Annotated in this window: 21 protein-coding genes; 18 read left to right on the plus strand and 3 right to left on the minus strand. The window is 54.7% G+C overall.

Features of this window, described 5'->3' with window-relative positions; genetic code table 11:
• Window positions 1-132 precede the first annotated feature (132 nt).
• Window positions 133-777 carry a GntR family transcriptional regulator gene (locus LVJ83_RS03160; protein WP_244786229.1) on the plus strand — a complete coding sequence of 215 codons (645 nt, stop codon included), beginning with the start codon at window positions 133-135 and terminating at the stop codon, window positions 775-777.
• Window positions 778-815: 38 nt separating this feature from the next.
• Complete coding sequence (locus LVJ83_RS03165) at window positions 816-2,333, plus strand: aldehyde dehydrogenase (NADP(+)) (RefSeq protein WP_244786231.1); 1,518 nt, start codon at window positions 816-818, stop codon at window positions 2,331-2,333.
• Between the two features lie 274 nt (window positions 2,334-2,607).
• Here LVJ83_RS03165 and acnB read toward each other — a convergent pair whose 3' ends face one another.
• From acnB to LVJ83_RS03180, 3 genes are all read right to left on the minus strand, one after another.
• Complete coding sequence (acnB, locus tag LVJ83_RS03170) at window positions 2,608-5,193, minus strand: bifunctional aconitate hydratase 2/2-methylisocitrate dehydratase (RefSeq protein ID WP_244786233.1); 2,586 nt, start codon at window positions 5,191-5,193, stop codon at window positions 2,608-2,610.
• A gap of 399 nt (window positions 5,194-5,592) precedes the next feature.
• The gene (locus LVJ83_RS03175; RefSeq protein WP_244786236.1) at window positions 5,593-5,949 is read right to left on the minus strand and encodes a DUF1304 domain-containing protein; all 357 of its coding nucleotides are present in this window, start codon (window positions 5,947-5,949) and stop codon (window positions 5,593-5,595) included.
• Between the two features lie 172 nt (window positions 5,950-6,121).
• Window positions 6,122-7,108 carry a PhoH family protein gene (locus tag LVJ83_RS03180; protein WP_244786237.1) on the minus strand — a complete coding sequence of 329 codons (987 nt, stop codon included), beginning with the start codon at window positions 7,106-7,108 and terminating at the stop codon, window positions 6,122-6,124.
• Window positions 7,109-7,369: 261 nt separating this feature from the next.
• Here LVJ83_RS03180 and hisC point away from each other — a divergent pair, with 261 nt between their 5' ends.
• The 16 genes from hisC (at window position 7,370) to LVJ83_RS03260 (ending at window position 21,800) form a co-directional block, all read left to right on the plus strand.
• Window positions 7,370-8,452 (plus strand): histidinol-phosphate transaminase, encoded by a 1,083-nt coding sequence (hisC, locus tag LVJ83_RS03185; RefSeq protein WP_244786239.1) that lies wholly within the window; start codon window positions 7,370-7,372, stop codon window positions 8,450-8,452.
• Between the two features lie 55 nt (window positions 8,453-8,507).
• Window positions 8,508-9,419 (plus strand): imidazoleglycerol-phosphate dehydratase HisB, encoded by a 912-nt coding sequence (gene hisB / locus LVJ83_RS03190; protein WP_244786241.1) that lies wholly within the window; start codon window positions 8,508-8,510, stop codon window positions 9,417-9,419.
• Between the two features lie 270 nt (window positions 9,420-9,689).
• Complete coding sequence (locus LVJ83_RS03195; RefSeq protein ID WP_244786243.1) at window positions 9,690-10,073, plus strand: hypothetical protein; 384 nt, start codon at window positions 9,690-9,692, stop codon at window positions 10,071-10,073.
• Between the two features lie 345 nt (window positions 10,074-10,418).
• Window positions 10,419-11,375 carry a transporter substrate-binding domain-containing protein gene (locus tag LVJ83_RS03200; RefSeq protein ID WP_244786245.1) on the plus strand — a complete coding sequence of 319 codons (957 nt, stop codon included), beginning with the start codon at window positions 10,419-10,421 and terminating at the stop codon, window positions 11,373-11,375.
• A gap of 466 nt (window positions 11,376-11,841) precedes the next feature.
• A complete protein-coding gene (locus LVJ83_RS03205) occupies window positions 11,842-12,585 on the plus strand; it encodes an amino acid ABC transporter permease (protein WP_244786247.1) in 744 nt (247 codons plus the stop codon).
• Complete coding sequence (locus tag LVJ83_RS03210) at window positions 12,585-13,259, plus strand: ABC transporter permease subunit (RefSeq protein ID WP_244786249.1); 675 nt, start codon at window positions 12,585-12,587, stop codon at window positions 13,257-13,259. Before LVJ83_RS03205 ends, LVJ83_RS03210 begins: the two co-directional genes overlap by 1 nt.
• 3 nt (window positions 13,260-13,262) lie before the next feature.
• Window positions 13,263-13,991, plus strand: a complete 729-nt coding sequence (locus tag LVJ83_RS03215; protein ID WP_244786251.1) for an amino acid ABC transporter ATP-binding protein — start codon at window positions 13,263-13,265, stop codon at window positions 13,989-13,991.
• A gap of 302 nt (window positions 13,992-14,293) precedes the next feature.
• Window positions 14,294-14,704: a hypothetical protein gene (locus tag LVJ83_RS03220; protein WP_244787630.1), complete on the plus strand. Its 411-nt coding sequence runs from the start codon at window positions 14,294-14,296 to the stop codon at window positions 14,702-14,704.
• A 24-nt stretch (window positions 14,705-14,728) separates the two neighbouring features.
• Entirely contained in the window at window positions 14,729-15,037 is a 309-nt protein-coding gene (locus LVJ83_RS03225) for a hypothetical protein (RefSeq protein WP_244786253.1), read from the plus strand.
• A gap of 93 nt (window positions 15,038-15,130) precedes the next feature.
• Entirely contained in the window at window positions 15,131-15,775 is a 645-nt protein-coding gene (gene hisH / locus LVJ83_RS03230; protein WP_244786255.1) for an imidazole glycerol phosphate synthase subunit HisH, read from the plus strand.
• A gap of 203 nt (window positions 15,776-15,978) precedes the next feature.
• Complete coding sequence (gene hisA, locus LVJ83_RS03235) at window positions 15,979-16,725, plus strand: 1-(5-phosphoribosyl)-5-[(5-phosphoribosylamino)methylideneamino]imidazole-4-carboxamide isomerase (RefSeq protein ID WP_244786257.1); 747 nt, start codon at window positions 15,979-15,981, stop codon at window positions 16,723-16,725.
• Window positions 16,726-16,914: 189 nt separating this feature from the next.
• Window positions 16,915-17,232, plus strand: coding sequence for a diguanylate cyclase (locus LVJ83_RS03240; RefSeq protein ID WP_244786259.1), 318 nt, complete (start codon window positions 16,915-16,917; stop codon window positions 17,230-17,232).
• 134 nt (window positions 17,233-17,366) lie between these two features.
• Complete coding sequence (gene hisF / locus LVJ83_RS03245; RefSeq protein ID WP_244786261.1) at window positions 17,367-18,134, plus strand: imidazole glycerol phosphate synthase subunit HisF; 768 nt, start codon at window positions 17,367-17,369, stop codon at window positions 18,132-18,134.
• A 414-nt stretch (window positions 18,135-18,548) separates the two neighbouring features.
• A complete protein-coding gene (locus LVJ83_RS03250; RefSeq protein ID WP_244786263.1) occupies window positions 18,549-19,148 on the plus strand; it encodes a hypothetical protein in 600 nt (199 codons plus the stop codon).
• A 304-nt stretch (window positions 19,149-19,452) separates the two neighbouring features.
• Window positions 19,453-20,211, plus strand: a complete 759-nt coding sequence (locus LVJ83_RS03255; RefSeq protein WP_244786264.1) for a sulfite exporter TauE/SafE family protein — start codon at window positions 19,453-19,455, stop codon at window positions 20,209-20,211.
• Window positions 20,212-20,309: 98 nt separating this feature from the next.
• Window positions 20,310-21,800: an amidase gene (locus LVJ83_RS03260; RefSeq protein WP_244786266.1), complete on the plus strand. Its 1,491-nt coding sequence runs from the start codon at window positions 20,310-20,312 to the stop codon at window positions 21,798-21,800.
• Window positions 21,801-21,823: the final 23 nt, after the last annotated feature.

The following is a 21,823-nucleotide window of genomic DNA, read 5'->3' on the forward strand; positions in this document are numbered from 1 at the left end:
GCAAGGTTGGATGAAAGCGGTTGAGTGGTGGTTTGAATTAGTGTATATTGTATACATTATACAAGTCAAGAATAAATTTCATGGCGCGGCGAGATAACGTATCATTCTGAAAAAATGATGATTAGGATTGATATGAAACCGCTTTCTTTAACCGAGCAGCTGGTCGACAGCATCCGCCAGGATATTCTCGACGGCATCTATCCGCCCGATACGCAGCTGCGTCAGGATGCGTTGGCCGACAAACACGGTGTGAGCCGGATTCCGGTGCGGGAGGCTTTGCTGCAATTGGAGGCCGAAGGGCTGGTGAGCATTGTTCCGCGTAAAGGTGCTGTAGTAACCGGTTTGTCATTGCAAGAAGTGAATGATGTTTTTGAACTGCGAATTTTGCTGGAGCCGCGGCTATACCGCGTTTCCGCACCGCAATTGAACTCGGCGGCCATCGATGTGGCGGCAGAAGTCAACCGCCGCTACCGCCATGCCATCGAACACAATGAGCGTGCGCAGCTGGGGCCGCTGAATGCCGAGCTGCACATGGCGCTGTATGCCGAAGCGGCGCTGCCTAAAACACAACAGATTGTGGCGGCGCTGCTGCAAACTTCAGAGCGTTATACCCGCCTCCAGCTCAGCACCGAGAGCGCTTTGCAGCAATCGCTGGTGGAACATGAGGCCTTAATCGACCTTACCCGTGCCGGCCGTTTCGAACAGGCGGAAGTTTTATTGACCGGCCATTTAAACCATGTCTGGCAGGGCCTGCATCAGGTTTTGACCAAAAAGTAGCTTTGTCGGACAGCAGAATTCACCCACAAGGAGTTCTTATGTCACTCGAAGCGAAAAATCTGATTGGCTACCAAGCAGTTGCCGGCAAAGGTGCCGGCATTCAGGCGGTTGATCCGGCCACGGATGAGCGTTTGGCGCCGGTGTATCACGAAGTATCGGATGCGGATTTTGATCGGGCATTGGATTTGGCTCAAACCGCTTTTCTGCAATACCGCGAGCTGTCGGATGCGGCCCGGGCACAGTTTCTCGACAGCATTGCCGCTGAAATCGAAGCCGACAGCGAAGCCATTATTCAGCGTGCGATGCAGGAAACCGCCTTGCCGCATGCGCGTTTGCAGGGCGAGTGTGCCCGCACCTGCAATCAGTTGCGCCTGTTTGCCGCCGTGGTGCGGCAGGGGGCATATCGGGACATCAGGCGAGATGAAGCCATGCCGCAACGGCAGCCACCCCGGCCTGATATCCGCTACCGCAAAATCGGGCTGGGGCCGGTGGCGGTGTTTGGCGCCAGCAACTTTCCTCTGGCGTTTTCTGTGGCCGGCGGCGATACCGCCAGTGCGCTGGCGGCAGGCTGCCCGGTGGTGGTGAAGGCGCATAACGCCCATCCGGGCACATCGGAATATGTGGGTCGGGCGGTGCAGCGCGCGGCACAACGGTGCGGCATGCCTGAGGGCGTGTTTGCTTTGCTGTATGGCGAAGGCAATCGGATTGGGGAGAAACTGGTCGGTCATCCGCATATTAAGGCGGTGGGTTTTACCGGCTCCCGCGCCGGCGGCCTGGCTTTGTTGAAGCTTGCCCAAGCCCGGCCTGAACCGATTCCGGTTTATGCGGAAATGAGCAGCATTAATCCGGTTTATCTGATGCCTGATGCCTTGGCCACGCAGGCAGAAGCGCTTGGCCGTGCTTTGGTGGCGGCTATGACGATGGGCGCCGGGCAGTTTTGCACCAGCCCGGGTGTGGTGTTTGCCGCGGCAGGAGCGGGCTTTGATGCCTTTACAGCTGCCGCCCGGGCAGCTTTGGCAGTGCAAACGGCGCAAACTATGCTGACTCCGGCTATCGCCCGGGCGTTTGAGCAAGGCATCCAAAATCTGGCAGCGCACGCACAATTGCTGGCTGCCGGGGAAGCTTCCGGCGGCATTCATTCATGCCGTGCGCGTTTGTTTGTTGTTGAGGGCGATGTGTTTGCCGGAAATGAGGCGTTAAGGCAGGAAGTATTCGGTTCCGCCGCCGTGATTGTGTGTTGCCGTGATTTTGCACAAATGCAGATGTTGACCGAGCAGCTGGAGGGGCAGCTTACCGCTGCCGTTCACGCCACCGCCGATGATGATGTCGGGCAGCTCAAATCGTTGTTGTCACAGTTGGAACGCAAAGCGGGGCGGATTGTGTTCAACGGGTTTGGCACCGGGGTTGAAGTGTGCGGTGCAATGGTGCACGGCGGCCCTTTTCCGGCCACGAGCGACAGCCGCAGCACATCGGTAGGCGCCACTGCCATCGACCGGTTTTTACGCCCAGTATGTTATCAGGATGTGCCGGCCGATATTTTGCCGGAAGCTTTTTAACGCATTAATACCCATTCACAAAAATAACCTAACAGCGTTGGCTCGCCTTGCCGTACTAACTGTACTGTCTTCGGCTTGCCGCTTTGTCAGCTTGCTTTTGTGAATGGGTGTAAGCCGTTGAAGTTGATATGATAAAGGCCGTCTGAAAACATCATGTTTTCAGACGGCCTTTGATGGTAAAAAGAAACACCCCGCACAGGCAGGGTGTTTGTATCACAGTATTGATGATTCAGACGGCCTTTGAGCAAGATCAAGGCCGTCTGAAATTATCGGATTACACGTTTACTTTGTCGGCAACTTCGTTATAGCTGTCGATTTCGTTGAAGTTCATGTAGCGGTAAACTTCATCGCCTTTTTCGTTGATGATACCGATATTGGCCTGATATTCTTCAACGGTGGGGATTTTACCCAATTTCGAGCAAATCGCCGCCAACTCTGCCGAGCCGAGGTAAACAAAAGTGTTTTTGCCCAAGCGGTTGGGGAAGTTGCGGGTGGAGGTCGACATCACGGTTGCGCCTTCGCGCACTTGTGCCTGGTTGCCCATACACAGCGAGCAGCCGGGCATTTCCATGCGCGCGCCGCTGCGGCCGAGGATGCCGTAGTAGCCCTCTTCGGTCAGCTGTTGCGCATCCATTTTGGTCGGCGGCGCCACCCACAGGCGCACGGGAATATCCGATTTGCCTTCGAGCAGCTTGCCGGCGGCTCGGAAGTGGCCGATGTTGGTCATGCATGAGCCGATAAACACTTCGTCAATCTTGGTGCCGCTCACTTCCGACATGAATTTCACATCATCGGGGTCGTTCGGGCAGGCCACGATCGGCTCTTTGATATCGTCCATGTTGATTTCGATCACGGCGGCGTATTCGGCATCGGCATCGGCTTCCAGCAGTTTTGGGTCTGCCAGCCATTTTTCCATGGCCTGAATGCGGCGTTCGAGTGTGCGCGGGTCTTTATAGCCGTCGGCAATCATGTTTTTCATCAACACGATATTGGATTTCATGTATTCGATAATCGGCGCTTCGTTGAGTTTTACGGTGCAACCTGCGGCCGAGCGTTCGGCTGAGGCATCGCTCAATTCAAATGCCTGTTCTACTTTCAGATCGGGCAAGCCTTCGATTTCGAGAATACGGCCGGAGAAGATGTTTTTCTTGCCGGCTTTGGCCACAGTGAGCAAACCTGCTTTGATGGCATACAGCGGAATGGCGTTGACCAGATCGCGCAGGGTCACACCCGGTTGCAGCTTGCCGCTGAAGCGCACCAATACTGATTCGGGCATGTCCAGCGGCATCACGCCGGTGGCGGCGGCAAAGGCAACCAGCCCCGAGCCTGCCGGGAAGGAAATGCCGATGGGGAAACGGGTGTGCGAGTCGCCGCCGGTGCCTACGGTATCGGGCAGCAGCAGGCGGTTGAGCCACGAGTGAATCACGCCGTCACCCGGGCGCAGAGCTACGCCGGCGCGGGTGGAGATGAATTCGGGCAATTCTTTGTGGGTTTTGACGTCTACCGGTTTCGGGTAGGCGGCGGTGTGGCAGAACGACTGCATCACCAAATCGGCGGAGAAACCCAAGCAGGCGAGATCTTTTAATTCATCGCGGGTCATCGGGCCGGTGGTGTCTTGCGAGCCGACGGTGGTCATTTTGGGTTCGCAGTAAGTGCCGGGGCGTACGCCTTCGCCTTCGGGCAGACCGCAGGCGCGGCCGACCATTTTTTGTGCCAGTGAAAAGCCGGCATTGCTTTCGGCAGGTGCTTGCGGCAGACGGAATTCGGTAGAGGCGGGCAAACCCAAGGCCTCGCGGGCTTTGGCGGTGAGGCCGCGGCCGATAATCAGGTTGATGCGGCCGCCGGCTTGCACTTCGTCGAGCAGCACTTGTGATTTCAGCTCGAATTCGGCCACGGTTTCGCCGTTTTTCACGATTTTGCCTTCGTAGGGCAGAATGTCGACCACATCGCCCATATTGAGTGCAGATACGTCAACTTCAATCGGCAAGGCGCCGGAATCTTCTTGGGTGTTGAAGAAAATCGGTGCGATTTTGCCACCCAGGCAGACACCGCCGAAGCGCTTGTTGGGCACATAGGGGATGTCTTGGCCGGTGTGCCAAATCACGGAGTTGGTGGCGGATTTGCGTGACGAACCGGTGCCGACCACATCGCCGACATAGGCCACGAGATTGCCTTTGGCTTTCAATTCGTCAAGAAGTTTGATGGGGCCGATTTCGCCGGGTTGGTCGGGCGTGATGCCGTCGCGCGGGTTTTTCAGCATGGCCAGCGCGTGCAGCGGGATATCGGGGCGGCTCCAGGCATCGGGAGCGGGCGATAAATCATCGGTATTGGTTTCGCCTTCGACTTTGAATACGGTAACGGTGATTTTTTCAGGCACTTTTTCACGGGCGGTAAACCATTCGGCATCGGCCCATGATTGCAGGATTTCTTTGGCGTGCGGGTTGCCTTTTTCAGCCTTTTCCTGCACATCGTGGAATGAATCGAACATCAGCAGGGTGTGTTTCAGGCCTTCGGCGGCGATGGGGGCGAGCTTGTCGTTGTCTAAAAGCTCGATCAGCGGATGGATGTTGTAACCGCCGAGCATGGTGCCCAAAAGCTTGGTGGCTTCTTCGGGCGAAATCAGAGGGCTTTGGGCGCTGCCTTCGGCCACTGCGGCCAGAAACGAGGCTTTGACTTTGGAGGCATCGTCTACGCCGGGCGGCACGCGGTGCGCCAAAAGCTCGACCAGAAATTCGGCTTCGCCGGCGGGCGGGTTTTTGAGCAGCTCCACCAAATCGGCGGTTTGTTGTGCGGTTAAGGGCAGGGCGGGAATGCCCAGGGCTTCGCGCTCTGCGGCGGCTTTACGATAGGCTTCTAACATCTCTTTGTTCCTTTTACGGTTTTTCTTCTGGTGGCTTACTGCGTATGTAGTGAGCAGTAGTGCAGTTATCATAAACTAAATTTGTGTAAATAGGAACTCCCCCGGGCATAATCTTTGTGGGCGTGTACAAGCTTGTTTGAAGAGTGATTATCGTTTAAACATCAGGCTTTCAGACGGCATGGGGGATGGGGCGGAGATTGTTTGTGTTGATGTGAACGATTGTTTTTGGTTACTGCGGGCGCGGTTTCGGTTTTAGTGATGTGGTTGGGGCGGCAGGAGTGCAAACCAAATCTGAGGCCGTCTGAAAAGGCCCGTTTGAAAAAATCGAATGAGCGGCATTCAGACGGCCTCGTTTTGGGGTGCGTTGATATTGTGAGTGTATTTCCTGTGCAGGAAATCCTAGCTGAACAGCCACACTAAAAAGGCTGCCATTGCCGGGCCGCCCTGTATCCACAGGATTTTTTTGTTGGCAGTGGCGGCCCCGAAGATGGCGGCGGTGATGACGCAGCCCAAGAAAAACGCTTGCAGCGGCCGCGCTAAATCGGCCGGCGCAAACAGGCTCCACAACAGGCCGGCGGCTAAAAAGCCGTTATACAGCCCCTGATTGACAAATAAGGTTTTGATTTCTTTTTGTTGCAGCTTGTCGGGGCTGATGTTGAAAGCGCGGGCGGCACGGGGCGAGGGCACGGTCATTTCCAGCCACATAATCAACAGGTGCTGGAGCGCAACGATAAACACGAAAAGATTGAGCAGCATGGCGGTTCCTTGAGGCGGGCAGGCGTTGATCTTGAAATGAAGAAAGAAGTGCAGCCAGTAAGCCGCAGACCGTGCAGCCGCTACGGCAAGGTGCGGCAACACCGTAGCACTTTTTGATTCATTCTACGATAGCTGTTTTTTATCAACGGCATGCTCTGACGGCAGTGGTTTTTCAGACGGCTTTCGGTAGGTGTTGTTCGCTTTCGTGGCGCTCATCGGCCGCATCGTAGGCTTCGACGATTTTCTGCACCAGCGGGTGGCGCACCACATCTTCGCTGGTGAAGGTATGGAAATACAGCCCTTCAATGCCGGCGAGTTTTTCTTTGGCGTCTTTCAGGCCGGATTTGATGTTGCGCGGTAAATCTATCTGACTGATGTCGCCGGTGATAACGGCCTTGGCGCCGAAGCCGATGCGGGTAAGAAACATTTTCATCTGCTCGGGGGTGGTGTTTTGGGCTTCATCGAGAATCACGTAAGCGCCGTTGAGTGTGCGCCCGCGCATATAGGCCAGCGGTGCGATTTCGATCAGGCCTTTTTCGAGCAGCTTGGTGACGCGGTCGAAGCCCATCAGGTCATACAGCGCATCATACAGCGGGCGCAGATAGGGGTCGACTTTTTGTGCCAAATCGCCGGGCAGAAAGCCGAGTTTTTCGCCGGCTTCTACGGCGGGGCGCACCAATACGATGCGCTCTACCTGGTGTTTTTCCACCGCATCGACGGCGGCGGCCACGGCGAGATAGGTTTTGCCGGTGCCGGCCGGGCCCAGGCCGAAGACTACATCGTGGTTGAGCAGGGCGCGGATGTAGCCGTTTTGGCGCGGTGTGCGCCCGCCGATGCTGCCGCGCTTGGTGCGGAAATAATATTGGTGTTCGTGTGTTTGCGCTTCGTATTGCGCATCGGCGGTTTTGGCTTCTACGGCGGCCAGGCGGATATCGTTATCCGACAAGTCGCCTTTTTCGGCTTGTGCGGCCAGTGCGAGCAGGGCGTTGCGGCCGGCATGTGCCAGTGCGCCCATAAAGGTAAAATTGCCGAAGCGGCGGCTGATTTGGATATCCAGCGCTTTGCTCAGCGTGTCGAGATTGCTGTCGAGCGCGCCGGTGAGGCGTTGCAGCACGGCGTTGTCGATGTCTTCAAATTGCAGGTGAACGGTGTGGCTCATGGGTGTTTTCCGGGTTAGGTTTGGCGCTGCCATGTTTGCATCTGCTTGCTCACAAGTGTGGCTCATGGGTGTTTTCCGGGTTAGGTTTGGCAGATATGGTTGCGAATGCATCAAAATCAAGGCCTCAGGCCGTCTGAAAATAGGCGGTATGCAGGATGCCTGTGCCGTTTGCGGCGTTTTTATGATACATTAACGGCTTGATTGGCGATAAGGCGCATGGGGTTTCAGACGGCCTTATCTGTATGATATAGAAAGAATGTGATGACTGCCTTATCCGATATCATCCGCGCCGATGTGCGTGCGATGACTGCTTACCAAGTGGCCGATCTGCCCGAGGGCTTTATCAAACTCGATGCCATGGAAAGCCCTTACCACCCGTTTGCCGCATCCCCCGAGTTAATGGAAGAATGGGGCAGGCAGCTGGCCGCAGCGCCGATTCATCTTTATCCCAATCCGGCCGCCAGCGGTCTGCAACAGGCGTTGCGCGAAGTGTTCGATATTCCCGCCGCTGCCGAAATCGCCTTGGGCAACGGCTCCGACGAGTTAATCCAGCTGATCACCATGCTGGTGGCCAAGCCCGGCGCTACCATGCTGGCGCTGGAGCCGAGTTTTGTGATGTATCGGCATAACGCGCTCACTTACGGCATGAATTATGTGGGCGTGCCGCTCAACGATGATTTCAGCATGAACTTGGGTGCGGTGCTGGCGGCGATTGAAACGCACAACCCGGCACTGGTGTTTGTGTCGTATCCCAACAACCCCACCGGCGTGGGTTTCAAACGCGAAGAAGTGGAAGCGGTGATTGCCGCCGCCCGCGGTATTGTGGTGGTGGATGAAGCTTACGGCGCCTTCAGCAGCGACAGTTTTCTCAATCAGGCCGGTGTGGCGGCAAATCTGGTGGTGATGCGCACCGTGAGCAAAATCGGTTTTGCCGGTATCCGCATCGGTTATGCGGCAGGCAGCGCCGAAGTGATGAACGAGCTGGCGAAAATCGTGCCGCCCTATAATATGAACCAATTGAGTCTCGCCACCGCCAAGTTTGCCATGGCGCATGCCGATGTGATTGCCGGCACCACCGCCAAACTGAAAGCCGAGCGTGAGCGTATATTGGGTGGGTTGGCAGGTATAGGCCGTCTGAAAGCCTTTGCCAGCGAAGCAAATTTCATCACCGTGCGTGTGCCGGATGCGGTAGAATTGTTTGAAACCTTGAAACAAAACAAAATATTGGTTAAAAAGCTGCACGGCACTCATCCGCTGCTCGACCAATGTGTGCGCATCACTGTGGGGGCGCCCGAGCAAAACGATGCGGTATTGGCCGTTATCCGCAAATTATATGCAAGCTGAAGAATAACCTTATCTGTTTGAAACCATTTGATTGATTATCGGGAAACCAACCATTATGAATAAAGCACAACTTCATTTACGCAACCTCCAATTGCTGATTGAAGAGGCCGGCTCCTTAAGCGAGCTGGCCCGCCGCTGCGGCTACGACAACACCTCGTCGCTGTATCAGGCCAAACGCCGTTTGCAAAAAGGCCAAGAAGAGGGCGCAGAGGGCAGCCGCGGCATGAACAATTCGTTGCTCGCCAAGCTGGAAGCCGGCATGGGCAAACGCAAAGGCTGGATGGGGCGGGTGCACCCCGATCCGAAACCGGAGCCGGAAATTGTTGCAGAAATTGAGGTGGCGGAAGAAAAACAGGCCATCGAATTCAGCGGCAGCCGTTGTGCCACCGTTATCCGCAACACCAGCGAAACCCAAATCACCGTGTCGCTCAACCTCGACGGCAGCGGCCAAAGCCGCTTTGACACCGGCGTGCCGTTTCTCGACCACATGCTCGATCAAATCAGCCGCCACGGCCTGATTGATTTGGACATCACCTGCAAAGGCGATTTGCACATCGACGACCACCACACGGTTGAAGATATCGGCATCACCCTCGGCCAAGCGCTCAAGCAGGCATTGGGCGATAAAACCGGCATCCGCCGCTACGGCATGAGCTATGTGCCGCTCGACGAAGCGCTCAGCCGCGTAGTGCTCGATTTGTCGGGCCGCCCGGGGCTGATCTACAACATCGAATTCACCCGCGCCATCATCGGCCGCTTTGATGTAGATTTGTTCAGCGAATTTTTTCACGGCCTGGTCAACCACAGCATGATGACGCTGCATATCGACAACTTGCGCGGCAAAAATGCCCACCATCAGGCCGAAACCGTGTTCAAAGCCTTCGGCCGCGCCTTGCGCATGGCGGTAGAGCCCGATGAGCGCATGGCCGGAAAAATGCCTTCTACCAAAGGCACGCTGACCGCATAAATGCAGCAGATAATATCAACAGGCCGTCTGAAACCCGCTTTCAGACGGCCTTTGCATGTGCAGGGTTTTTGTGAGCAGAATCCACATTATACCCATTCACAAAAATAAGCTAACGGCGTTGGCTCGCCCACCGCCTTGTTTGCTTGCTTTTGTGAATGGGTATAACAGACGCTAACCATAAATAACCCGAAAAAAGCTTTCAGACGGCCTGATTCTTGTTATGATTAAACCACTTGAGTTTGTTTGACCACTACGACAAGGAGAAGAAAAATGAATAACAGCAACCCCACCCCCGCCCAGTTGATGGAATCGCAAGAACATGATGCGGTAAAACAAGAGCGTTGCGACGACTATCTCGAACGCAAAGCCACCGAGGCCGAGCAGGCACAGGCCGCGCCCGCGCCGGTGGTCGGGCAGAGCGCGGCAGACATCCAGCCGAAAGTCGAGGTAAACACTGATCAGATTTCCGAATGCCACGAGCCCACCTCAGCCGATGAAATGGAGGCTGAAGAGCGCGAGCTGGTGATTGAAGGCTCGGTTGACGATACGCTCACTTATGCGCAAAAACCGCTCAGTGATGAAGAGGTGCGCGAAAAATCGCTGACCCGGCTCGACCAAATCGACCCGTATCCGAAAGACGGCAAGCAATGCTGAAGCGTTTGAATCAGCGGGAAAACATAAAATGATTCGATATAAACAAACAGGCCGTCTGAAAGTTTCAGACGGCCTGTTTGTTTATGGCGGCAGTAGGGTACAGGCTCTATAAACAAAGAAACCGCAAGGTGTGGTCGATGCTTTAATTGTTAACAATTTGGGGTGGTTTTCATCGCTTCGGGTTTTTAATTTTTATTGTTTATCAAATATTTGATTTTTTAATTGCTTGAATTTGATTGTCAAACAAAATGGGTTAAGTTAGGATAAAACACAACAGGCTCAATACAGCAGGTTTGCAATGCTTCGGGCTTGCCAATCGATAACATCTATAAAGAGGAGCAGGAAATGAAACTGAATGCATTAAAACCTTTCTCTCTTGCCTGTCTGACGGCACTGGGCTTGGCCGCTTGCGGCGGCGAATCTTCAGCACCGGCAGGCAGCGCAGCATCAGATGGTGCCACGGTGCAAAGCGGACAGGGCACGCTGGATAAAATCAAATCTTCCGGCACCATCGTGCTCGGCCACCGCGATTCATCTATCCCTTTTTCCTACATTGCCGACCGCCCCGACCAGCCGGTGGGTTATGCCCATGATTTGCAGCTGAAAGTGGTGGAAGCGGTAAAAAAAGAGCTGAACCTGCCTGATTTGAAAGTGCGCTACAACTTGGTTACTTCGCAAAACCGCATCCCGCTGGTGAGCAACGGCACCGTAGATTTGGAATGCGGCTCCACCACCAATAATGTGGAACGCCAAAAACAGGTTGATTTTTCCAACGCCTTTTTTGAAATCGGCACCCGTCTGATGACGGCTGATGATTCCGGCATTCAAGGCTTCCCCGATTTGAAAGGCAAAACCGTGGTTACCACGGCGGGCACCACGTCCGAGCGTTTGCTGAAAGAATACAACGATAAAGAAAAGCTGGGCATGAACATCATTTCTGCCAAAGACCACGGCGAAGCGGCATTGATGTTGTTTAACGGCCGTGCGCAAGCCTTTATGATGGATGATATTCTGCTGGCGGGCGAGCGCGCCAAAACCGACAACCCGGCCAAATGGGTGATTGTGGGCGAACCGATGTCGTTTGAGCGCTACGGCTGTATGGTACGTAAAGGCGATACCGCATTTAAAACCGTAGTCGACACCGCATTGGCCGATACCTTTAAAAACACCGCTGAAATCGATGCGCTGTATAAAACCTGGTTTGAAAGCCCGATTCCGCCGAAAAACGTGAATCTTGAGTTTCCGATGTCGGCTCAGGTAAAAGAAATTATCGCCAACCCGACCGATCAGGCCGCACCGTAACGGTTTCAGACGGCCTGCGGATGATGAGTCAAACAGCGGCGGGTGCGGAATACAGTGCCCGCCGCTTGATTTGGCCGATTAGAGTATCTTGGTGTCGATTGGTAGGGGCTTTCACTCCTAAAATGCATCTGCTGTTTTTGCCTGGTATCTGCATTTTCAGGGGCAAAAATTCCCTCATCAATGAATGGTCAGCAAACCCTAAGACGGTTTGAGATTGGTTTGAACCAAGGCCTGTCGGCTTGCAAACATCTTGCCAATATTAAGCCGGCTGCGGCGCACTTGGTTGTATGGGTGTCTTGCATTTCGGTCTGATGTTTTAGCGGATGAAGCGATTGCGAATGGTGTTTCAGACGGCCTTTGAGCTTGTTGAGGCCGTCTGAACAAAACGATACAGACCGCCCGGGTGTTGCCGGCCGCTATCATGCCGTGAAAGTGCAGTATCAAAAAACAAAATTAAGGATGGAACATGGGCTATTCCTGGAACTGGGGCGTACTCTTCGACAGCACCGGTATCGGCAGCGAAACCTACCTCGATTGGGTGGTGTCCGGCATCGGCTGGCTGTTTCTCATCGGCGGCATTGCCTGGGTGATTGCCATGGGGCTGGGCACGCTGTTGGGCATTATGCGCACGTTGCCCGCCAAGCCGTTGCAAGCGGCTGCTTCGGCTTATGTGAGCCTGTTTCGCAATGTGCCGCTGCTGATACAGCTGTTTATCTGGTATTACGTGGTGCCGGGCTTTTTCCCCGAAGGCCTCAAACAATGGTGGTTTTTCGGCCTCGCGCCAAATACCTCCGCCATGCTGTCGGCCAGCGTAGGTTTGGGCTTGTTTACCGCCGCGCGGATTTGCGAACAAGTGCGCACCGGTATTCAGTCGCTGCCCAAAGGCCAGAGCCATGCGGCTTATGCGTTGGGTTTCAGCACTGCACAGGTTTACCGCCAGGTGTTGCTGCCGCAGGCTTTCCGCGTGATTCTGCCGCCGTTGGGCTCAGAGCTGACCAATTGCTTCAAAAACGCTTCGGTGGCTTCATTGGTGGGTGTGGCCGAGTTAATCAGTCAAACCAAAACCATTGCCGAATACACGCAAAACAATTTTGAAATCTACACCTATGCCACGCTGATTTATCTGGTGATTAACCTGGCCCTGATTATGGGGATGACTTTTCTCGAACGCCGCTTCAGGGTGCCGGGTTTGATGGCGGAGGGCAAATAATGGCTTTCGGAATCACAGAATTGCAAACCGCCGCGCCGGGCTTGATCGGCGGCATCACTACCACGCTCGAAATTGTGGTCATCGCGGTGGTGGGCGGCATGGTTATCGGCACGCTGCTGGCTTTGGCGCGTTTGTCGCCGTTTAAGGTTTTATCGTGGCCGGCGGCGCTGTATGTAAACTTTTTCCGTTCGGTGCCGCTGCTGCTGGTGCTGATTTGGTTTTATTTTGCCGTGCCGATGATGTACAACTGGGCGACCGGGCGCTATCTCACCATCAATGTGGCGTTTGCTTCTTGCGCGGTGGCCTTTATGGTGTTTGAAGCGGCTTATTTCTCAGAAGTGGTGCGCGCCGGCATACAGTCTATCTCCAAAGGGCAGGTAAACGCCGCCAAAGCGCTGGGCATGACTTACAGCCAAACCATGCGGCTGGTGATTCTGCCGCAGGCGTTCCGCAAGATGCTGCCGCTGTTGTTGCAGCAAAGCATTATTTTGTTTCAGGATACCACGCTGGTGTTTGCCATCGGCCTGGTGGATTTCTTCCGTGCCTCGTATGTGCGCGGCGATTTGATGGGCATGCTCACGCCGTATATTTTGTTTGCCGGTGCGGTGTATTTTGTGGTGAGCGCGGTGGCGACATTGGGCGTGCGGCGTTTACAGAAAAAATTGCGGGTGTAAAAAATGATTGAAATCAACAATGTGAATAAATGGTATGGTGATTTCCAAGTGCTTTCCGAATGCAGCATCAGCATTGCCAAAGGCGATGTGGTGGTGGTGTGCGGCCCTTCGGGCAGCGGCAAATCGACATTAATCAAATGCGTCAACGGTTTGGAGCCGTTTCAGCAGGGTGAAATTGTGATTGACGGCACCTCGGTGGGCGACCCGAAAACCAATCTGCCCAAGCTGCGCAGCCGTGTGGGCATGGTGTTCCAACATTTTGAGCTGTTTCCGCATCTGAGCATCACCGATAATCTCACCGTGGCACAAATCAAGGTGCTCGGCCGCAGCAAACAGGAAGCCGTTAAAAAAGGGCTGGCCTATCTCGACCGTGTCGGCTTGAGTGCCCATGCGCACAAATACCCCGCCGAGCTTTCAGGCGGCCAGCAGCAGCGGGTGGCGATTGCCCGGGCGCTGAGCATGGATCCGGTAGCGATGTTGTTTGACGAACCCACTTCGGCGCTCGACCCGGAAATGATTCAGGAAGTGCTCGATGTGATGGTGGGTTTGGCCAAAGAAGGCATGACCATGATGGTGGTGACCCATGAGATGGGCTTTGCCCGCCAAGTGGCGAACCGGGTGGTGTTTATGGACGAAGGGCGGATTGTGGAAGACTGCGCCACCGAAGCATTTTTCGGCAGCCCCCGCAGCGAGCGGGCGCAGCAGTTTTTATCGAAAATTCTGAATCATTGAATAGCAAAACGTAAGCAGGCCGTCTGAAAACAGAGCAGGCAGCGCGCAGTTTTGACAGTCTGCCGGGTATGCCGGTTTATCAAAGTAGGCCGACACAGCGGCTTATACTCCATTCGCAAAAGTCAGCGAACAAGGCGGTGAGTCGGCGCGCTTAGGTTATTTTTGTGAATGGGTATTGCTTGTATAAATGGGCATTATACCTGCACAGGTGTAGGCATTTTATCGGGTTTGGGATATAGTGGCGGCTGGGCGGTCGACCGCTGCCTGATGACTTTGCCCGAAATAAGGAGAATGCCGTGTTTATGACCTTGCTGCTGGTTACTTTTGTGCTGGCGCTGGCGGTGTCATACCTGGCTGCACGTTTGTTTGCCGGGCCGCTGCAAAGCATTTTGCAACGCATTATCGACGACCCCATCAGCCGTGCCTGGGTGCGCTATATGAAGTTTGCCATTCTGGTGGTGGGCGTATCATCCGGGGTGCGCATCGGCGAATTGGAAAAATACATCACACCGTGGCAGTTTAGTGAAAAAAGCCAGATTGTGCCCCTTACCGGCGAGCGCTGGGTGCTCGAAGTTTACCGCACCGTTATCGAATCACTGCAAGGCATTGCCTGGATGCTGCTGGTGTTTTTTGTGTTTGCGCTGATGGCGTATGTGGTGGTGCGCTTGGGCGAATTGAAGCGTAACCGCTCGGGTGATGCCGATAAAAATTAAAAATCTATAACCAAACAAACCATTATGCTGCCTAGTTTATTATTATTGATATTTGGAAAACTGCAAGATTATATCGGCCGCAACGGGCCGGTATGGCCGTGGGCGCTCTCTTACGGCCTGTTTTTAGGCTTAGTGGGCTTTGTGTTGGTGGGCGGGGAAATGTCGCCGATTGCCGCCACTGCGTTCGGTTTTTACTGCTGGGCTTATCTGATTTTGCTGCGCAGCTGGCGCGGCAAGCGCCCGAAATGGCTGGCGGTTTACTGGTTCGGCGCGTTACTGCCGCTGGCCATTGTGTGGATATCGTTTATGGTGATGCAGCGCAGTTTTTTATAAACGTGAAATATTGAGGTATGCGTGAGGCGGTTTGGGTGTTTGTCCGGGCCGTCTGAAAGCTGAAAAGCTGTGTGCGATTAAAGGGAATTGAAAATGAAAGTAGCCATTGTCGATTATGGCATGGGCAATCTGCATTCGGTATTGAAATCGGTGCAGGCAGCGCAAAAGCTGGCCGGTGTGCCTGCCGAAATCTTGTTGACCGAGCGCCCCGAAGACGTGTTTGCCGCCGATAAAGTGATTTTCCCCGGCCAAGGTGCGATGCCCGACTGCATGGGCGCGCTGCAAAAAAGCGGTTTGGGCGAAGCGGTGGCCGACGGCTTGAAAAACAAGCCGTTTTTCGGTATTTGCGTGGGCGCACAGTTGTTGTTCGACCGCAGCGAAGAGGGTGATACCCCCGGCTTGGGCTGGTTTGCCGGCGAGGTCAAACGCTTTGCCCCCAACCGGCTCGATACGCACGGCGACAAGCTCAAAGTGCCGCATATGGGCTGGAACACCGTGCACCAAACGCAGCCGCATCCGCTGTTTGCCGATATCGCACAAGACACCCGCTTTTATTTTGTACACAGCTATTATTTTGCGCCCGCCGATAAAGGCATCGTGTTGGGCAGCAGCGATTACGGGCAAGAATTTGCTTGTGTGGTGGGCAAAGATAATGTGTTTGCCACCCAGTTTCACACGGAAAAAAGCCATGACGGCGGCTTATTGCTGCTGCGTAATTTTTTGCGCTGGAACGGATAAATTGTGTAAAATACATCATTCATGCTTTCAGACGGCCTGAGCGCTCCGGCAATGGGCTTAATGAGGAAATTTTGTTTCTGAAACGCATCTGCTGCGTTTTGCCTTACATCATCAGGCCGTCTGAAACTGCCGCTGTTGCTTAACTCTGATTTACAGGCCGTCTGAAAACTGTTCGGCCTGTCTGCACACACACTGGAAATAACATGTTACTTATCCCCGCAATCGATTTGAAAGAAGGCAGCTGCGTGCGCCTGAAGCAAGGCCTGATGGATCAGGCCACTGTGTTTTCCGACCGGCCCGCCGAGATGGGCATGCACTGGTTCAAACAGGGCGCCCGCCGCTTGCATTTGGTTGATTTGGATGGCGCATTTGCGGGAAAACCGAAAAACCTCGAAGCCATCAGCGCCATTTTGGCAGCAGTGGGCAAAGAAATTCCCGTGCAATTGGGCGGCGGTATCCGCGATTTGGCTACTATTGAAAAATATCTCGATTTGGGGCTGACCGATGTGATTATCGGCACTGCCGCGGTGAAAAAACCTCAATTCGTGCGTGAAGCCTGCAAGGAATTCGCCGGCCGCATCATTGTCGGCCTTGATGCCAAAGAAGGCATGGTGGCGATTGACGGTTGGGCCACGGTAACCGAGCACCGTGTGATTGATTTGAGCAAGCAGTTTGAAGACGACGGTGTCAACAGCATCATCTACACCGATATCGGCCGCGACGGCATGATGAGCGGCGTGAATATCGAAGCCACCGTCAAGCTGGCTGAAGCGGTGGCGATTCCGGTAATTGCTTCAGGCGGCCTCACCAATCTGGATGATATCCGTGCCTTGTGTGCAGTAGAATCGAGCGGTGTGGCCGGCGCGATTACCGGCCGCGCGATTTACGAGGGCAGCATTAACTTTGCCGAAGCGCAAAAACTGGCCGACGAATTGGCCGCTGTGGTATAAGCGATTGCGCAGCAGCGCAGCGCCGCCATTCAAACAGCCAACAACAAGCGCTGTGGCGGGCATTTTAACCAAATACAGGCAAACGGGGCCTGTTGCGTCTTATACTGTTCAGCACCTGCAAACCGACCGGCCCGGCCGGAAAAAAATTAACCCATTCGGTTTGCACTACCTTGATTTAAGGGAATTTTCATGCTTGAAGCATTTGTTTTGGCCTTTTGGGCCATCTGGGCGGGCGACCGTGAAATTTATGCGCTCACCGAAAGCTTGGGCTTTATGATTTTGGTGGTGTTGCTGCGCACGGCAACAGCTTTCGAGCTGCCGCATATTGATTTGATTTGGGGCGTGGCGATGGGCATTTTATGGCTGTATGTTGCCGTCGCCTTTTGGCTGGTCAACCGCTTTTCCCGCAGCTTTGCCGGCACCATGATGATGTCGGCGCTGGCGGCGGCGGGTTATTTCTGGCTTTCGCAGCACAATGCCGCATTGGCCGCGAATTGGGTGTCTTGAGCTTTTAAATGAGACACGGCGGCTCCCGGGCAGCCCGAGCACTCGATTAGCGAATGTGCTTTTCTCAAAATTTTCTTATCAACAAATGGTTAAAAAAGTTTGGCAGGCCGCCGCTTTTTTCAGAGTACAACATTATGGCATTGGCAAAACGCATTATTCCCTGTTTGGATGTAGACAACGGCCGTGTGGTTAAAGGCGTGAATTTCGTCGGCCTGCGCGATGCCGGCAACCCCGTTGATGTGGCCAAGCGCTACAACGATGAGGGGGCGGACGAGCTGACTTTTCTCGACATCACCGCCAGCAGCGACAACCGCGACACCATTTTACACGTGATTGAAGAAGTGGCTTCGCAAGTGTTTATTCCGCTCACCGTCGGCGGCGGTGTGCGCAGCGTGGCCGATGTGCGCCGCCTGCTTAATGCGGGTGCCGACAAAGCCAGCATCAACACCGCTGCGGTTACCCATCCTGATTTGGTTAACGAAGCCAGCGGCTTTTTCGGCTCGCAGGCGATTGTGGTGGCGATTGATGCCAAAGCCGTCAATCCCGAAAATACCCGCTGGGAAGTTTTTACCCACGGCGGCCGCAAAGCCACCGGTATCGATGCGGTGGAATGGGCGCTGAATATGCAGGCGCGCGGCGCCGGTGAAATCCTGCTTACCAGCATGGATCGGGACGGCACCAAAATCGGTTTCAACCTGCCGCTTACCCGCGCCATCAGCGAAGCGGTGGATATTCCCGTGATTGCTTCCGGCGGCGTCGGCAATGTGCAGCATCTGGTTGACGGCGTGAAAGAAGGTAAGGCCGATGCCGTATTGGCGGCGAGCATTTTCCACTTCGGCGAAGTGCGCATCCACGAGGCTAAAGAGGCGATGCGCGCGGCGGGGATTGAAGTGCGTTTGTGAATGCAAACAGGGCGGGATAATCCCGCCCTGTTTGTCTGTTTTCATACCCGTTTACAACAGTAAGCTAACCTGGCGGCGAGTTGGAGGCAGTATAGGTATATGGGGCCGGTTGGCTTGTTGTTTCAGCCCCTCAGCGAACCCGTCCTCTTCGGGCTCAGACGAACCGACGCCGCCAGGGTGTCCGGACAATTTGATTTACGGGTGTATTTTGCCCCTGAAAACGCATCTGCTGCGTTAAAAAGCCTCGCAAGATGCCCAATCTTGCTATGTTTTTTGCCTGGCATCTGCACTTTTATCACAAAAAATCTAAGTCATTCTAAATTGTCAGAACCCCCTAGGTTATGGTTGTGAACGGGTATCATCGGATAAAACCGTTTTTCAGACGGCCTTTTATTTAAACAGAAGGAGCGCATCATGAAAATAGCAAAAATGGCGGCAATAGGCGTGTTTTCTTTGGTTTTGTCGGGCTGTTTTATGGCACAGAAATCTGAGCGGGTGCATAAACAGGAAGCGTATCAGCCGGCATCGGATGCGCGCTTGCGCCTTTACGGTGCTTACGGCAATCAAGAAATCCGCCTGCACCGCAACAGCCGTTGTGCCGACTGGCAGCCGCAGGCCGGGCAACGGGTGCACAGCCGTTTTGTTAACGGTCTGCCCAGGCGGATTCGCAATGAAGTGGTCGGTATGCCGGATACTGAACGCAGCGTGACGGCTGCCAAAGATAAAGGCATGGTATTGCGCGACTCTTATCGGGAATTTGTGGTTCCGGCCGGTAAGGCGCTGGTGCTGGACGCTTCCAAATCCATCACCACCGACAGCCGCCATCAAAGCTGCCGCACCGCCGTAAGTTTTGTGCCTAAGGCCGGCAAAGATTATGAAGCGGCTTTTCGTTGGTTGAACAGAAGCTGCATTGTGGAAGTGTTTGAAATCGGCGCCAAGCCTGCCGGTAACGGTGTATATCCGCGGACAATGCATCAGGTCGAACAATGCCGTGCGCCACGTACCAGTATTTAAGGCCTATTTAAAAAATATTCAGACGGCCTGAGACCTTTGCAAAATCCCTATCTTTGGCACATTTCTTCGTTATGCACTGCTCGAAATATTTCCTATATTATTGATATTTATGAGATTTTTGTGTTGACCTAGCTTCGAACTGTACTCAAATCTAGGGTTTTGCAAAGGCCGTCTGAAAGCCATTCGAATCAAAAGATAATAGCTATGCAGAACAGTAGGCCGGCGATGCGGCAAATAAACGGCTGTATCCGGCAGGCTGGTGCAGTCGGGCTGTTTTTCGCATGGGTATGAAACCGGAAAGTTTATGGATTTAAACCTTTACCAATACCTGCTGCTCGGCGTGCTGGGCATTGCCGCGGGTATCGTCAATATGATGGCAGGCGGCGGCTCCAACCTGATTTTGCCGGTGTTGATGATGTTTGGTGTGCCGGCCGATATCGCCAACGGCAGCAATCGCGTCGGCGTGTTGTTGCAGTCGGTTTCGGGGCTGTCGGGCTTTCGCAAGGCAGGCAAACTGCCGACGGAGGATTTGACGGCGATTTTGTGGCCGACACTGATCGGCGGTTTGTGCGGCGCGTTGGTGGCTTCATTCGCGCCGGTGGCGGTGTTGAAACCGATGCTGCTGATAACCATGTTGTCGGTAGCGGCATTTACCTTTTTCAAACCCTCGGCGCTGGTGCATCAGCCGGGTGTGTTGCCGGTGAAGGTGGCTGATAACCCCAAGTCGCGCATCGCTTTATGGCTGGTGGGTTTGTATGGCGGTTTTGTGCAGGCAGGGGCGGGCTTTGTGATGCTGCCGGTGTTGGCGGGGATGTTGCGCTATGATTTGGTGCGCGCCAATGCATTGAAAGTGTTTTGTACGCTCGGTTTTACGTTGGTATCGCTGGCTATTTTTATCTGGCGCGGGCAAGTGTGGTGGGACATTGGCCTGGTGCTGGCTGTCGGCAGCATCATCGGCGCCAAAATCGGCGTGAAAACCGCCATCAGCCTCAAGCCGGAAACCTTGCGCTGGATTTTGTTTGTGATGACTTTGGTGGCGGTGCTGATGGCGCTGTGGAAATAGGGCAGCGGGCAGTGCAGAGAATGCCGTCAGGTGATGGTTCAAATGGGCATCAGAGGTTTTGAGGCCGTCTGAAAATATTGGGCTGAAAGGGGAAGGCCGTGCAGTTTCATGAATACTGTCGATACGATGCCGTCGGCTTGGCGCAGTTAATCCGTTGCGGCGAGGTGGCTGCCGATGAAGTGTTGCAGGCGGCACTGGCGCGTTTGGATGAAGTCAACCCGTTGTTGAATCTGGCGGCGCAAGATTGCCGCGGGCGGGCGCAGGTATGGCGGATGCCGTCTGAAAATGCACCGCTTGCCGGGGTGCCGTTTGTGTTGAAAGATTTGCTGGCCGACTGGCAGGGTGTGCCCACTTTGTCGGGCTCACGCATGATGCGCGGCCATATCGCGCCGTGCAACAGTTATCTGGTGGATGCTTATGAGCGTGCCGGCTTGCGTATTTTTGCCAAAACCACCGTGCCGGAGTGGGGCTTGATGCCCTACACCGAATCTGAGCTGCACGGCATCAGCCGCAATCCGTGGGATGTGTCGCATACGCCCGGCGGCAGTAGCGGCGGCGCGGCGGCTGCGGTGGCGGCCGGGGTAGTGCCGGCGGCGCACGGCAGCGATGGCGGCGGTTCGATCCGCATTCCCGCCCACAACTGCGGTTTGTTCGGCCTCAAGCCCAGCCGCGGCCGCACCGACAGCGGCCCGTTGCTGAATGAGGGCTGGCAGGGCATGGTCGGCGAACATGTGCTCAGCCGTAGCGTGCGCGACAGCGCCCTGCTGCTGGATATTGCCGCGCAAACGCAGAAGCATGCGCTCTATGCCTGCCCCAAGGCTGAAATATCGTTTTCAGACGGCCTCAAGCAACCGCTTCGCCGTTTGAAAATTGCCTACTGCCGACAGCCGTGGTTGGGCGGCAGCGTGGATGAAGCTACACAGGCTGCGTTTGCGCACAGTCTGAAATTATTGGCCGATGCCGGTCATGAGCTGGAAGAAGCCGCCCCTGCTTTTGCCGATGCGGAAACATTGGGTCGGGCGATGTTGGTGCTGGTGGCGGCAGAAGCGGCCAAAATCCGCCTTCGAGTCGGCCAGGCGTTCGGGCGTAAGATAACTTATCAGGAAGCGGAACCGGCCACTTGGGCGCTGATGGCTTACGGCAGCCAGATTGGTGCGGCCGAAGCATTGTGGTCGCGTGATGTGATGCTGGCTCAGCGTCGTGCCGCCATGGTGTTCCATCAACGCTATGATGTGTTGGCCACGCCGGTATGCCCGGTTTTAACGCCGAAAGTGGGGGCTTTGGCCGTGCCGCCGGAGCAGCTGCGGATCAGCCGTTTGCTGTTGGGCAGAATGAATTGGAGCCGGCTGCTGAAACATAACGCATGGGTTGACCGCCAAAGCCTGAAAGCATTGCAGTATATCGGCTTTACCGCGCCGTTTAATATGAGCGGCCAGCCGGCCATGAGCGTGCCGCTTTATTGGCATGAAAACCGTTTGCCGGTGGGCACGCAATTTGCCGCAGCACACGGCAACGAGCAATTGCTGTTACAATTGGCGGCCGAATTGGAACAAATACAGCCGTGGGCGGATAAAATAGCGCCGCTGTAAACGGCCAAGCAAAGGATAAATCG

This window comes from Uruburuella testudinis (genome assembly GCF_022870865.1).
Classification (GTDB): Bacteria; Pseudomonadota; Gammaproteobacteria; order Burkholderiales; family Neisseriaceae; genus Neisseria; species Neisseria testudinis.

Bases quoted from the DNA above. Each gene is read 5' to 3' on its own strand.
- hisA (WP_244786257.1), top strand. From the start codon at position 15,979: ATGTTACTTATCCCCGCAATCGATTTGAAAGAAGGCAGCTGCGTGCGC.
- LVJ83_RS03225 (WP_244786253.1), top strand. From the start codon at position 14,729: ATGCTGCCTAGTTTATTATTATTGATATTTGGAAAACTGCAAGATTAT.
- LVJ83_RS03255 (WP_244786264.1), top strand. From the start codon at position 19,453: ATGGATTTAAACCTTTACCAATACCTGCTGCTCGGCGTGCTGGGCATT.
- acnB (WP_244786233.1), bottom strand. From the start codon at position 5,193: ATGTTAGAAGCCTATCGTAAAGCCGCCGCAGAGCGCGAAGCCCTGGGC.
- LVJ83_RS03195 (WP_244786243.1), top strand. From the start codon at position 9,690: ATGAATAACAGCAACCCCACCCCCGCCCAGTTGATGGAATCGCAAGAA.
- LVJ83_RS03180 (WP_244786237.1), bottom strand. From the start codon at position 7,108: ATGAGCCACACCGTTCACCTGCAATTTGAAGACATCGACAACGCCGTG.
- hisB (WP_244786241.1), top strand. From the start codon at position 8,508: ATGAATAAAGCACAACTTCATTTACGCAACCTCCAATTGCTGATTGAA.
- LVJ83_RS03220 (WP_244787630.1), top strand. From the start codon at position 14,294: ATGACCTTGCTGCTGGTTACTTTTGTGCTGGCGCTGGCGGTGTCATAC.
- LVJ83_RS03205 (WP_244786247.1), top strand. From the start codon at position 11,842: ATGGGCTATTCCTGGAACTGGGGCGTACTCTTCGACAGCACCGGTATC.
- LVJ83_RS03165 (WP_244786231.1), top strand. From the start codon at position 816: ATGTCACTCGAAGCGAAAAATCTGATTGGCTACCAAGCAGTTGCCGGC.
- LVJ83_RS03175 (WP_244786236.1), bottom strand. From the start codon at position 5,949: ATGCTGCTCAATCTTTTCGTGTTTATCGTTGCGCTCCAGCACCTGTTG.
- LVJ83_RS03210 (WP_244786249.1), top strand. From the start codon at position 12,585: ATGGCTTTCGGAATCACAGAATTGCAAACCGCCGCGCCGGGCTTGATC.
- LVJ83_RS03200 (WP_244786245.1), top strand. From the start codon at position 10,419: ATGAAACTGAATGCATTAAAACCTTTCTCTCTTGCCTGTCTGACGGCA.
- hisF (WP_244786261.1), top strand. From the start codon at position 17,367: ATGGCATTGGCAAAACGCATTATTCCCTGTTTGGATGTAGACAACGGC.
- LVJ83_RS03250 (WP_244786263.1), top strand. From the start codon at position 18,549: ATGAAAATAGCAAAAATGGCGGCAATAGGCGTGTTTTCTTTGGTTTTG.
- LVJ83_RS03160 (WP_244786229.1), top strand. From the start codon at position 133: ATGAAACCGCTTTCTTTAACCGAGCAGCTGGTCGACAGCATCCGCCAG.
- hisH (WP_244786255.1), top strand. From the start codon at position 15,131: ATGAAAGTAGCCATTGTCGATTATGGCATGGGCAATCTGCATTCGGTA.
- LVJ83_RS03240 (WP_244786259.1), top strand. From the start codon at position 16,915: ATGCTTGAAGCATTTGTTTTGGCCTTTTGGGCCATCTGGGCGGGCGAC.
- LVJ83_RS03215 (WP_244786251.1), top strand. From the start codon at position 13,263: ATGATTGAAATCAACAATGTGAATAAATGGTATGGTGATTTCCAAGTG.
- hisC (WP_244786239.1), top strand. From the start codon at position 7,370: ATGACTGCCTTATCCGATATCATCCGCGCCGATGTGCGTGCGATGACT.